This window comes from Halobaculum sp. XH14 (assembly GCF_032116555.1).
GTDB classification, from domain to species: Archaea; Halobacteriota; Halobacteria; order Halobacteriales; family Haloferacaceae; genus Halorarum; species Halorarum halobium.
In genome coordinates, this window is sequence record NZ_CP134949.1 from 1832765 (window position 1) to 1845445 (window position 12681).

At 68.8% G+C, this 12681-nt stretch carries 10 protein-coding genes; 5 read left to right on the top strand and 5 right to left on the bottom strand.

Annotation, left to right across the window (positions count from 1 at the left end; genetic code table 11):
* The first annotated feature begins 12 nt into the window (after positions 1-12).
* The gene (locus RJT50_RS09390) at positions 13-969 is read left to right on the top strand and encodes an AEC family transporter (RefSeq protein ID WP_313690987.1); all 957 of its coding nucleotides are present in this window, start codon (positions 13-15) and stop codon (positions 967-969) included.
* Between the two features lie 49 nt (positions 970-1018).
* Here the strand turns inward: RJT50_RS09390 and RJT50_RS09395 are convergent, their stop codons facing one another.
* Both RJT50_RS09395 and RJT50_RS09400 read right to left on the bottom strand, forming a co-directional pair.
* Entirely contained in the window at positions 1019-2494 is a 1476-nt protein-coding gene (locus RJT50_RS09395) for an MATE family efflux transporter (protein WP_313690988.1), read from the bottom strand.
* Positions 2495-2623: 129 nt separating this feature from the next.
* Positions 2624-3919, bottom strand: a complete 1296-nt coding sequence (locus RJT50_RS09400; RefSeq protein ID WP_313690989.1) for a 5'-deoxyadenosine deaminase — start codon at positions 3917-3919, stop codon at positions 2624-2626.
* Between the two features lie 357 nt (positions 3920-4276).
* Between RJT50_RS09400 and RJT50_RS09405 the strand changes: the two genes are divergently transcribed.
* Together RJT50_RS09405 and mtnP are read left to right on the top strand one after the other, a co-directional pair.
* Positions 4277-4432, top strand: a complete 156-nt coding sequence (locus RJT50_RS09405; RefSeq protein ID WP_313690990.1) for a hypothetical protein — start codon at positions 4277-4279, stop codon at positions 4430-4432.
* Positions 4433-4544: 112 nt separating this feature from the next.
* Positions 4545-5408: an S-methyl-5'-thioadenosine phosphorylase gene (mtnP, locus tag RJT50_RS09410; protein ID WP_313690991.1), complete on the top strand. Its 864-nt coding sequence runs from the start codon at positions 4545-4547 to the stop codon at positions 5406-5408.
* Between the two features lie 42 nt (positions 5409-5450).
* Here the strand turns inward: mtnP and RJT50_RS09415 are convergent, their stop codons facing one another.
* The 3 genes from RJT50_RS09415 to RJT50_RS09425 all read right to left on the bottom strand — a co-directional run bounded on the left by RJT50_RS09415 (position 5451) and on the right by RJT50_RS09425 (position 10294).
* Entirely contained in the window at positions 5451-6326 is an 876-nt protein-coding gene (locus tag RJT50_RS09415; RefSeq protein WP_313690992.1) for a segregation/condensation protein A, read from the bottom strand.
* Positions 6319-9909, bottom strand: a complete 3591-nt coding sequence (smc, locus tag RJT50_RS09420) for a chromosome segregation protein SMC (RefSeq protein ID WP_313690993.1) — start codon at positions 9907-9909, stop codon at positions 6319-6321. Before smc ends, RJT50_RS09415 begins: the two co-directional genes overlap by 8 nt.
* 67 nt (positions 9910-9976) lie before the next feature.
* Positions 9977-10294: a DUF7518 family protein gene (locus tag RJT50_RS09425; protein WP_313690994.1), complete on the bottom strand. Its 318-nt coding sequence runs from the start codon at positions 10292-10294 to the stop codon at positions 9977-9979.
* 412 nt (positions 10295-10706) lie between these two features.
* Here RJT50_RS09425 and RJT50_RS09430 point away from each other — a divergent pair, with 412 nt between their 5' ends.
* Positions 10707-11720: a presenilin family intramembrane aspartyl protease PSH gene (locus RJT50_RS09430; RefSeq protein ID WP_313690995.1), complete on the top strand. Its 1014-nt coding sequence runs from the start codon at positions 10707-10709 to the stop codon at positions 11718-11720.
* Positions 11717-12619 (top strand): presenilin family intramembrane aspartyl protease PSH, encoded by a 903-nt coding sequence (locus RJT50_RS09435; RefSeq protein ID WP_313690996.1) that lies wholly within the window; start codon positions 11717-11719, stop codon positions 12617-12619. Before RJT50_RS09430 ends, RJT50_RS09435 begins: the two co-directional genes overlap by 4 nt.
* Positions 12620-12681 lie beyond the last annotated feature (62 nt).

Consider the following 12681-nt stretch of genomic DNA (forward strand, 5'->3'; position numbering starts at 1 on the left):
GTGGTCGCGGGCGTGGCGCTGCTCGACATCTTCCTCGGCGCCGTCCTCCCCATCGTCGCCATCGCGGGCGTGGGCTTCCTACTGGGGCGGTTCCGCGAGATCGACCCGGGACCGCTGAACACCGCCGTCGTCTACGTGCTGGCGCCCGCGCTCGTCCTCCACAGCCTCGCGACGGCGTCGTTCTCCGGGGAGACCATCGTGAAGCTGACGCTCGCGGTGACGGCCTACATCGTCGGCATGGTGCTCGTCGGGGAGGCGGCGGGTCGGCTGCTTGGCGAGTCGGAACCCCGCCTGTCGGCGCTCGTGCTCGCGGCGACGTTCCCGAACTGCGGCAACTACGGCATTCCGCTCTCGGACTTCGCGTTCCCCGGCGGGGGGCGGGCGACCGCCGTGCTGTATCTCGCCATCCAGTCGGTCCTCGTCTACACCGTCGGCGTCTACGTCGCCTCCCGGGCCGGGGGCGGCGGCGGACGCTCCGCCGTCAAGCGCGTGCTGTACATCCCGCTCGTCTGGGCCGTCCCGGTCGCGCTGGGCGCCCGCTGGCTCGACGTCGTCCCCGCGGCCGACGGCGCGGCGATGACTACCCTACAGCTCGTCGGCGACTCGTCCATCCCGGTCATGCTGCTCATCCTCGGCGTCCAGCTCGCGCGGACGGACTACGGGGCCGCGCTCTCGCAGGTTGGCGTTCCGACCGTCCTGAAGATGGGCGTCGCGCCGGCGCTGGCCGTCGGCGTCGCCCTCGTCGTCGGCTTCTCGGACCCGACGGTCGCGCGCGTATTCGTCCTCGAGTCCGCGATGCCCGCCGCGGTCACGCCCGTCATCCTCGTCACCGAGTTCGCGAGCGGGAGGGACGTCGGGGGCGTCTCCATCCCTGAGTACGTGAGCACCATCGTCCTCGTGACGACGCTGCTGTCGCTCCCGGTGTTGACAGGTCTCATCGCGCTGTTGCAGAGCGGGATGGTGGTGTAGCACCGTCCGCGTGGTCCGTCCGGACACGCGAAGCCGTGGTCGGGTTCGGTCAGTCGTCCGTCGGGGCTCCACCGCCCGTGTCCACGACGGCCGTGGTCCACGTCCCGCGGAGCAGCCACGCGACGACGATCACTGCGCCGACGACGTCGCCGAAGACGACCGCCCACCAGATGCCGGTCGTCCCCCAGCCCCCCTCGAACACGAGATAGTAGGTCGCTGGGACGCGCACGCCCCACAGCGCGATCAGCGAGAACACCAGCGCGGTCGTCGTCCGGCCGGCGCCACGGAACGCGCCGCGACCGACCTCAAACACGCCCGTGAACGCGAACATCAGCGCCGCGGTCCGGAGGTACGTCGCCGCGAACTCGATGGTCGTGCCGGCGTCGGGCGCGTCCGGTGGGAGGAACACCGTGACGATGACCTCGGGGAACAGCGAGGCGAACAGCGTCACCGGGAGCATCACCACCACCACGACGCTCAGCGCGGCCCGGACGGCCCGCCACGCGCGATCCGCGCGCTCGGCGCCGAGGTTCTGGCCGACGACCGTGTTCACCGCCTGCGAGAGTCCCATCGCGGGCAGGAACACGAGCGAGATGAGCCGGTTCCCGAGGCCGTAGGCGGCGACGACGGCCGGCGGGAACGTCGCGACCATCGCGGTCAGGACGACGAACGCGAACGCGGTGCCGGACTGTTCGAGCGCCGACGGCGTGCCGAGTTTCACGACGTCCCTCACGATGCCGAGGTCGGGAACCAGGTCGGGGGGTCGGACGTCGGGCCCCGCTGAAGTACCGAACAGGACGTACCAGCCGATGACGGTGGCGACAGCGCGGGAGAGCAGCGTCGCCCACGCGGCGCCCTGGATGCCGTACGCGTCGATGGGCCCCCAGCCGAAGATGAGTACGGGGTCGAGGACGACGTTCAGCGCGACCGAGATCGCCATCACGCGGAGCGGGCCGCGGGTGTCGCCGTACCCCCGCATGAGCGCGACGAACACGAAGAAGCCGAAGAGGAACGGCGTCGCCAGGAAGAACACCTGCATGTACGCGGCTGCGAGCGGAACGACGTCCGTTGCTGTCGCGGCGTTCGCGGGCAGGAGCGCCAGCATCGGCTCGACCGAGAGGTAGCCGAGCGCGCCGATGACGAGCGAGACGAGCATGACGAACCCGAGCGTCGTCCCCGCCACGCGGCCGGCGGCGCGGTCGGGAGCCACGGAGAATCCGGGGTCCGTCTCCCCGTCTTCGCCAGCCCTGGCGTTGCTCGCGCCGGTGTGCTGGGCGACGAGGATCGCGCCTGCGGCGGTGAAGCCGCCGCCGACGCTGATGAACAGGAACACGAGCGGGAACGCGAGTGAGAGCGCGCCGACCGCGTCCGCCGAGAGCCGGCCGAGCCAGAACGTGTCGGCGACGTTGTACATCACCTGGAGCAGCTGGATGACGACCAGCGGCCAGGCGACCCGCAGCATCGGGCGAAGGAGCGCGCCCTCCGTGAGGTCGTCCGCACGGCTCGAAGACGGAGGGCCGGCCATACCGATCGGACGAATGGACCGCTCTTAAGCGCTCGTAACGGGTGGTAGCGTGTCACAACCCGAGAGTCCGAGCCGGTAGACTCAACGTACACAGCCTTCCGCCGCCTCCGACCGACACACCGTCCCCGCTCAGGCGGCGGGAACGTCGAACTCCCGTGCGCGCTCGCGGACGCCGCTCGCGTCGCCGGTCAGCAGGTCGCCGTCGCGGTAGACGACCTCGCCGTCGACCATCGTGAACTCGACGTCGTCGCCATGCGCGCCGAACACGAGGTGCGAGAGCGGGTCGTGCAGGGGGGTCGCGCGGGTCACCCCGGTCGTGAGGCCGACGACGTCGGCCTTCCAGCCCTCCCGCAGTTTCCCGACGCGCTCGAATCCCGCGGCGCGCGCACCGTTGACCGTCGCCATCTCGAAGACGAGTTCCGCGGGCGTCGTCGTCGCGTCGAGCGCGTCGACCTTCTGGAGGAGGCTGGCCTGGCGCATCTCGGTGAACGGGTCGAGCGTGTTGTTGCAGGGCGGGCCGTCGTTGCCGAGCGCGACGTTGATGCCGCGACGGTGGTAGTCGGGGATGGGTGCGATGCCCGAGGCGAGTTTCATGTTGGAAGAGGGGCAGTAGGTGACGTGGGTCCCCGTCTCGGCGAGCACCTCACGCTCGGACTCGTCGGTGTGGACGCAGTGGGCGAGCACGACGTCCTCGCCGGTGAGGCCGACCTCGTCGAGCCAGTGGACGTTGCGCATTCCGGTGTCCGCCTCGACGGCGGCGATCTCGTCCCGGTTCTCGCTCGCGTGGGTGTGGATCCGGACGCCGTCGTGCGCGTCAGCGAGGTCCCGCGCTCCGCGCAAGCACTCCTCGGTGCAGGAGACGGCAAAGCGGGGCGTGACCGCGTACCGGATTCGGCCGTCGTCCGCGCCGTGGTACCGCCGGATGAGGTCCTCGGACTCGGCCAGGGCCGCGTCGGCCTCCTCCTGCAAGCCGTCGGGCGCGTCGCGGTCCATCAGCACCTTGCCGATGCGGCCGCGGATGCCGATGTCGCTGGCGGCCTCGAACGCCTCCGCGGCGTGGTTGACCGAGAGGTGGTCGACGACGGTGGTGACGCCCGATTCCAGACATTCGAGGTAGCCGAGTTCCGCGCCGAGGCGCATTCCCTCGGCGTCGAGGCCGGCCTCCATCGGGAGGACGTGCTCGGAGAGCCACTCCAGCAGCGGGGCGTCGTCGGCGATGCCGCGCCCGAGCGACTGGACGGAGTGGACGTGCCCGCCGACGACGCCGGGCGTCACGAGGTCGTACTCGGCGCGCTCGTGGTCGGGGTACTCCTCGACGAGCACGTCCCGCCCGCCGACTGCGGCGATGCGATCGCCCTCGACCACGACCGCGCCGTCCTCGATGATCGTCCCCGAATCGGCGATGACCGTCCCCGCGAGTAGCATACCGCACGTTCGTCCGCCTGCGCCACCGAAATACCTGTTCATTCCACCGGCGCGCATGTATCCGATTTTCGCTCGACGACGTTGTTCGACGTTCCCATCGCCGACGATTGCTCCTACATGATCGAACGGCCGACACCCCACGGCCGGACGGGCGGGTGTCCGTCTCGCTGCGCCCGGCCCGACCGACCACGGGGTGGGACTGAAAGAGGCCGAGAATCGCGGGGGGTTTCGCGGTCGTGCCGTCAGTCGTCCACGTCCGTCGAAACTGGGTTGTGGAAGTGTGCCAGCGGGGTAGAACCAATCGCCTCACTAATCAGCGAAGCCAGCTTTATTTTGCCAGATTCCGAACAGTATGTCGTGGTGAACGACGATACCGGGTACGAACAGCACGCCCAGTCCAGCCATCGGGGTGAACAGCTCCAAACTGGCGACGGGAGCGGAAACCGGCGCTACCTCTTTCTCCTTCTCGTGGTGACAGCGGTCTCCGTCGCTCTACTTATCCTGTGGATTTGACCGGGTGAACAGGAGTACAACTCCAAGTCTCGTCGGGGAGAACCGGCAACTCCACTGACGACCGCCAAACCACACCCTTTAGCAACGAACGACCGAACGAGGCGGACGAACCATGACCATCGGCTTCATCGGCGGCAGCGGCATCTACGAGGCGCTCCCGCTGGAAAACACCCGAACCGAGGACGTCACGACACCCTTCGGCGACCCCTCCGCGCCGCTCGAGATCGGCGAGTTCGGCGACACCGGCCGGGAGGTCGTCTTCCTCCCGCGCCACGGCCCCGACCACCAGCGCTCGCCGACCGACCTGCCGTACAAGGCGAACGTCTACGCACTGAAGGAGGCCGGCGTCGAGTACGTTCTCGCCAGCAACGCGGTCGGGTCGCTCCGCGAGGAGCTGCCGCCACAGACGCTCGTCGTCCCCACGCAGATCTACGACCGGACGAAGCTCCGGGACCTCTCGTACTTCGGCGACGGCGTCGTCGTCCACCAGCCGTTCGCTCGCCCGTACTCGCCGGAACTCGTCGAACATCTGGCCGAGTCGGCACGCGAGGCGACCGACGCCGAGGTCGCCGAGGGCGGCACGTACGTCTGCATCGAGGGGCCCCAGTACTCCACGAAAGCCGAGTCCGAGTTCTACCGCGACCAGGGCTGGGAGATCGTCGGGATGACCGCGATCCCGGAGGCGAAGCTGGCCCGCGAAGCCGAGATGGCGTACGCCACGCTCGCGGGCGTGACCGACTACGACGTCTGGAACGAGGAGAGCGAGGTCACACTGGAGGAGGTCCTGAAGAACGCCGCGAAGAACGAGGACGCGATCAAGGAGACGGTCGAGCACGCGATCCGGACGTTCCCCGAGGACCTGGAGTGTGAGGCGCACGGCTCGCTGGCGGGAACGATCAACACGCCCGCCGAGGCGATTCCGGCCGAGACGCGCGAGAAACTCGCGCCCTTCATCGAGGAGCATCTCGACGACTGAGGACGACGGCGCCCGCACTACGGCCGGGTCGAACCCGGACGTTCAGTCCGCGGCCGCCTCGTCGGCGGCCCCCGCCGTCGTCGCGTCCTTCACCCAGAGGTCGCCGAAGAGGTCGTCCTGCTGGAGGGTGAGCGTTCCGCGGTGTGCGAGAAACAGCAGCGCGAGATACGTCATCACCGGCGTCTCGTCGGACTCGCCGCCGCGGAGTTCACGGAACAGCACCTCCCCCCGTCCGCGCTCGTAGTGGGGGCGCAGGCGGTTCCGGACGTCCTCGATGACGGTCTCGATGTCCTCCTCGTGGGTCGCGCCGGTGACGTCGCCCTCGCCGGGTTCACCCTCGCGGCGGAAGTCGTCCTCGCCGTGGTACTCCAGCGTCTGCGTGCCCCGCGAGAAGCCGCGCGGCGACTCGCTCGTGTCGTACTCGCGCGACTCCTTCCACCACGACCCGCGCTCGGCGTCGCGGAGTTCGTGGACCAGTTCGTCCAGCGTCTCGGGCGACCCCCGGGTGGACTTGCGATCGATGCGGCGCTCCATCTCGTCCTCCAGGGCGTCAACCGGGTCGAAGCCGTCGAACCCCTCGCCTTCGGCCCCCGCCTCCATCGGGCCGCCCTCGAAGGCGGCCTCCCACGGTTCGACCTCCTCGGCCTCCTCCTCCTCGTCCTCTGCGAGCATCGCGTCGGACTTCATCCGGAGGAGGACCGAGGCGTAAAACAGCGCGCGGCCGCCCGTCCGGAGGTCGGCCGCGTCGAGGCGGTCGAGAAACGCGTCGGTCACCTCGACCACGTCGATGTCCCACGGGTCGATCTCGCCCTCCTCGGCGAGCTGGACGAGCAGTTCGACCGGCTCGACCTCGTCGTCGTCGGTCTCCGGCCCGCCCTTCCCGTCGTCCGGGAGCACCTCGTGGGGCGACTCAATCATCCGCGCTCACCTCGGCGCCGGCGACCTCGCCGTCCTCGCCGAGCTGGATGCCCGTGACCGCCGAGACGTTGTCGTCCTGCATCGTCACGCCGATCGCGCGCTCGGAGCGTTCGAGCAGCGCCGAGCGGTGGCTGACGACGACGAACTGGGCGTCGCCGGCGAGTTCGTCGACCATCTCCCCGACGCGGTCGGCGTTGACGGCGTCGAGGAACGCGTCGACCTCGTCCAGCGCGTAGAACGGCGCGGGGTTGTGCCGCTGGATGGCGAAGATGAACGCGAGCGCGGTCAGCGACTTCTCCCCGCCCGACATCGCGTCGAGCCGCTGGACGGGCTTGTCGGCGGGCTGGGCCTTCATCGTCAGGCCGCCCTCGAACGGGTCCGCCTCGTCCTCGAGGACGAGTTCGCCGGTCCCGGCCGAGAGGCGCTGGAAGATGTCGCGGAACTGCTCGTCGATGGCCTCGAAGGCGTCCATGAACGTCCCCTTCTTCTCGGCCTCGAACCGCTCGATGCGCTCCTCGATCGCGTCGCGCTCGTCGGCGAGCACGCCGCGACGTTCCTGCATGTCCTCGAGGTCCGCCTCCACGTCGTCGTACTCCTCGATGGCGAGCATGTTCACCGGTTCGAGCGCCTCCATCTCGCCCTGCAGCCGCTCGATCTCGACCTCGACGGTGTCGTGGTCCGGAACGTCCTCGGGGTCGTAGTCGCCGACGGTGTCCTCGAGTTCGTCGATCTCCCACTCGAGGCGTTCGGCGGTCTCGCGCAGCGAGTCGAGCTTCGACTCGACGCGCTCGACGTCGGCCTCCTGCTCGTCGCGGGACTCCTTCGCCTCGCGGAGGTCGGCCTTGATCTCCTCGCGGTCCTCCTTGAGATCCGCCAGCTCCTCCTCCAGTTCCGCGATGGCCTCGCGCTTCGCCTCCAGCCCCGACTCGCGCTCCTCGATCTCCTCCTCGAACCCCGCGATTCGCTCCTCCGCGTCGGCCTTCTTGTTCTGTGCCTCCTCGACGGCGTCGTGGAGGTCGTCGATGGCGTCCTCGGCGTACTGCTTTTGCAACTGGAGTTCGTTGAGGTCGCCGTCGAGCTCGTCCATCCGTCCCTCGAGTTCGTCGATCTCCTCGTCGATCTCGTCGGCGCGCGCGGAGAGTTCGGGAATCTTCGAGTCGGCGAGTTCGGCCTCGAGGTCGGCGATGTCGGCCTCGACCGACTCGATCTTCCCGTCGCGCTCGTCGATCTTCCCGTCGAGTTCGGTCATCTCCTCGTCGACGGACTCGCGCTCCTCGCGGAGCTCCTCCAGCCTGTCCTCGAGTTCCTCGACCCGCTCCTCCTTCGCGGAGACGTTCTGTTTCGCGAGTTCGAGGTCGCCCTCCACGTCCCGGACCTTGTCCGCGGCGTCGGCGGCGCGCGACCGGGCGTCCTCCAGGTCGTCCTCCACGTCCTCGATCTCGGACTTGAGCTCCTGCCGGTCGTCCTCCAGTGAGTGGATCTCCTCCGCGACGCGCTCCAGTTTCCCCTTGCCGGACTTCGAGAAGGAGTAGCGCGACCCGCCGCCCGAGCCGCCGGTCATCGCCCCCGACTTCTCGACGAGGTCGCCGTCGAGCGTCACCATCCGGTACTCGCCCATCAGGTCGCGCGCGGTGTCCATGTCCTCGACGACGAGCGTCGAACCGAGCACGTACGAGAAGACGCCCTCGTACCGGGACTCGTAGTCGACGAGGTTGCGCGCGAAGTCGACGACGCCCGGGTGGCTCGGCATGCTCGGCAGGCCGCGGTCGTCCATCTCGGTGATGGGGAGGAACGTCGCGCGGCCCGCGTTGCGCTGTTTCAGGTAGTCGATGCAGTCGGAGCCGACGCCGTCGTCGTCGACGACGACGTTCGCCAGCCTGCCGCCCGCGGCCGTCTCACACGCCTTCGCGTACTGTGAGTCGACCGACGCGAGCCTGCCGACCGGTCCGTGGACGCCCGAGAAGTCGGCGTTCGTGACGGTCGTGACCGAGCGCGGCCACGAGGAGTCGCCCGAGTCGCCGGCTCGCGCCTCGAGCTTCGAGTACTCCTGCTGCTTCTCGCGGATGTCCTCCTCGACCTCGCTCAGGTCCCACTGGAGCTCCTTCTTCTCGGATTTGAGCTCCTCGATCGCGTCGTCGGCGGTCCCCTTGTTCTTCTCGGCCTTGTCGAGTTCCGAGTGGAGATCCGAGACGCGACGCTTCAGGTCGGGAAGCTCCGATTCGGCCTCCTCGATCTCGGTTTCGATCTCGGAGATCTCGTTCGAGCGGCGGCGCGCGTCGTCGAGCAGTCGGTCCTTCTCGCGCTGGAGCTCGTTCTTCGCGGCCTTCAGCTCCTCCAGTTCCCCCTTGCGCTCGGTGAGGTCGTCCTTCAACTCGTCGAACGCGGTGTCCGCGTTCTCGATCTCGGCTTCGACCTCCGCGAGCTCCGTCTCCTTCGAGGAGAGCGTGGACTTGAGGTTCGCCTTTTCGACTTTCACCTCGCGAATGTCCGCCTCCAGCTCCTCGACCTCCTCGCCCTTGCGGTCGATGTCGATGAACGCGCCGCGCCGTTCGTTCTCGGCCTCCTCGACGCGCTCCTCCTGGTTCTCGATCTTGCCTTCGAGCCGCGAGACCTCGCCCTTGATCTCCTCGATCTCGGCCTTGATGGCGAGCTGTTCGTCCTCTCCCTTGCGTTCGATCTCGCGGTTCAGCGCCTCGAGGTCGTCCTGGAGGTCGTCGACGACCGCCTGCCGCTCGTCGAGTTCCTCGCGGAGCCCCGCGAGTTTCTCCTCGTTCGTGTCGATGCGGGATCTGGTCGAGTCGAGGTCGGCGCGCTTGTCCTCAAGTTCGGCGGCCTTCAGATAGCCCTCGTACTCCTCCTTCTCCTCGCGGAGGTCCTTGTACTGGAGCGCGGTCTCCCGCTCGTCCGAGAGCTGTTCGAGCCGGTCCTCCTTCTCCTCGATGCGGAGGTCCGCCTCGTCGATGCGCTCCTCGACGGTCTCGAGTTCCGCGAACGCGTCCTCCTTTTTCGCGTCGAACTCCGCGACGCCGGCGATCTCGTCGATGATCTCGCGCCGCTGGAACGGCGTCATGTTGATGATCTCGGTGACGTCGCCCTGCATGACGACGTTGTACCCCTCGGGCGTGACGCCGGCCTGGGCGAGCAGGTCGCGGATGTCCGAGAGGTTCACCGAGCGGTCGTTCAGGTAGTAGTACGAGTAGTAGTTGTCGTCGGTCTCTTTCACCCGACGTCGGATGCTGATCTCGTCGACCTCGCCGACCTTCTCGGTGCCGGCGGCGTTGACGACCTGCGTCCGATCGACGCTCCGGTCGCCGTTGTCGAGGATCACCTCGACGCTGGCTTCCCGCTCGCCGCCGGTCCGTTCCTCACCCTCGTGGCCCGGATTGTAGATGAGGTCGGTGAGCTTCTCCGCGCGGATGCCCCGCGTCCGTGCGAGGCCGAGCGCGAACAGGACGCCGTCGATGATGTTGGATTTGCCCGAGCCGTTCGGCCCGGTGATGACGGTGAAGTCCTCGTAGAACGGGATTCGGGTCTTCCGCCCGAAGCTCTTGAAATCGTCCAGAACGAGTTCTTTGATGTGCATGAAACGTGTGGTGGACCCGTGTGGTGTGTTCGTGAGGGACGGGTAGCCCGGCCTCGGCGGCGGTCGACTACGCGACGATGATGTCGTCGCTCTCCTCGGCGTCGTCGCCCTCGACGGATTCCTCGTCGTCGGGAGCGTCCGTTTCCGCGGTCGATTCGGAGGGCTGCTCGGTCGAATCGGACGCTGCCTCCGCAGCTTCGGTCGCCGACGCGTTCGGAACGAACTCGGCGTGGGAGTCGGCGCCGGACTCCTCGGCCGGGACGTCAGCGGCCGATTCGAGCTGGCTGATCCGCTCTTTCGTCTCGACGAGCTCCTCGGTCAGTCCGTCGACTGCCGCCTGCAGTTCCGCGACCTGCGTTTCGAGGTCTTCCACCCTGTTTCCCATGTACGGGCTGGGTGCTCCCGGACGTATAAACCTGTGTCAGACACAGCGATGACGGGACCGTGGTCCGAAACCGCCGAATCCGGCCGATTCGGGGCTCGATTCGACCGGTCGCGGATTCCAGTAGTAAAGTGTTACTCGCTATATGGAACGCCATCTGCCGCTCTCAAGCGCCGACACGCCCCTCGTTCTGCGGATCCGGGGCCGTCGGCACCGATACTGGCCGCTCCGGTCCGTGTCGGTCCCCAGCGGGGAGCACCAGACTGTTGCCCAGTCGGACGCGTCCCGAGTCACCGGACACGCTCCCGGAGGAGACACCCCAGCCACTGGAATGCGGCCGGCCACAGTGCCGTTCGGGGTCGCGTACGCGCGAAGAACCACAACCCCCAAACCCCGCCGCTTCGAACCGCCGACGATGAACACTCGCCGCGTGCGTGGCGTCGCCATCGCCGGGCTCGTCTTCCTCGTCGTCCAGGTCGGCGCGGTATCGCTGGTTCCCGCCTTCGAGTCCGCCAACTACCAGGCGACGGAGAACCCGCAGGACCCGACCAACAGCGTCGTCTACCTGGGGGCGATTCTCGTCGTCACCGCGCTCATGCTCGCCGCGTTCCGCTACGACCTCGACCAGCTCATCCGGGGCGTGATCGTCCTCTCCTCGGGCCTGCTCGCGTGGTACGTCTTCTCGGTCGCGCTCCCGCCCAACGCCGCCGTCGTCGCGGCGGCGCTCGTCGCGGTCGCGCTCTGGGTGTACCCCGAATGGTACGTCATCGACACGGCGGGCGCGTTGATGGGCGCCGGAGCCGCCGGCCTGTTCGGGATCAGTTTCGGATTGCTCCCCGCCATCGTCCTCCTGACGGCGCTCGCCGTCTACGACGCGATCTCGGTGTACGGCACCGAGCACATGCTCGATCTCGCTGAGGGCGTGATGGCGCTCAAGATTCCGGTCGTGCTGGTCATCCCGCTCACCTGGTCCTACTCGCTGCTCGACGCCGAGTTCGCCGACGAGGACGACGCGGACACGACGGACGGACCGGACGTGGACGGCCCCGAGACCGCCGACGGCGGCGTCTCCGAACGGGAGTCCGGCCCCGAACGACACGCTCACGGTGGGGAGGATGACGAACGAGACGTGTTCTTCATCGGACTCGGCGACGCCGTGATGCCCGCCGTGATGGTCGCCTCCGCCGCGTTCTGGTCTCCGGCGACGCCGCTCGGAATCCCTGGTCTGCCGGCGATGGGGCTGCCCGCGCTGCTCTCGATGGTCGGCACGTTCCTGGGACTGGGTCTCCTCCTCCGGATGGTGATGAAGGGCCGAGCCCACGCGGGGCTCCCGCTGTTGAACGGCGGCGCGATCGGCGGCTACCTGCTCGGGTCGCTCGTCGCCGGCGTGCCCCTCGTCACCGCGCTCGGGCTCGGGACGTACCTGTGACCGACGCCCGGCTTCGGGGTGCGGTCGGCACCGGGGGACTGTTCCTCGCGGTGCAACTGCTCGCGCTCGCCGTCGCGCCGCGACTGGCGACCGACGGCGTCAGCTACGGGAGCGGCGGCGACGCGCTCGTCCCACTCGTCCTGGGACTCGTCGTGGGCACCATCCTCTCGCTCGCGGTGGTTCGCTACCGGCGGAGCCGACGCCTCGTGCGCGCGATGATGCTCGTTTCGCTCGGCGTCGCCGTCTCGCTCGCGCCGTACGCCTTCTTCGGTCCCCTCGCCGGATTACTCGCGGGGACAGTCGCCGTGGTGCTCGCCTGGCGGGTCCCGCGCTGGGAGGTGCGAAACCTCGTGGCGGTCGTCGGCGTCGCCGGTGCGGCGGGGCTGTTCGGCGCGAGCCTCTCGCCGCCGTACGCGCTCGCGGCGCTCGCGCTGGCCGCCGTCTACGACGCCTACGCCGTGTACGTCTCGGGCCACATGAAGACGCTCGCGGTCGCCAGCGAACGGATGGACCTCCCGTCGATGTTCGTCGTGCCGGCCGGCGAGGGGCCCCGCGGTGGCCGACTCGACCTCGACGCGACGGCCGACCGTGACATGGAGCGGCGGGGTGAGCCGGCCGCGACCGTGCTCGGGGCAGGTGATGCGCTGTTTCCCGCGATGCTGGCCGCCAGCGCCGCGGTACACGGCGCGGCGGGTGGCTGGTTCGGCTCCGCCGCGTCGGTCGCCTTCGGCCTCGTCCCCACGGCGCTGGGCGCGCTCGTCGGTTCGGTCGTCGGGTTCGCGGCGCTCCAGGTCCTCGTCCAGCGGCGGGGCGGCATGTACGCCGGGCTCCCGTTCATCAACGGGGGCGCGATGCTCGGATTCCTCGTCGCCGCGCTCGCAAGCGGCATCCCGTTCTGAGGAAACTATCAGCGGACCATGTCACCCCCCTATCAGCGGACCGGGTCCTCACCCCGCCCAAT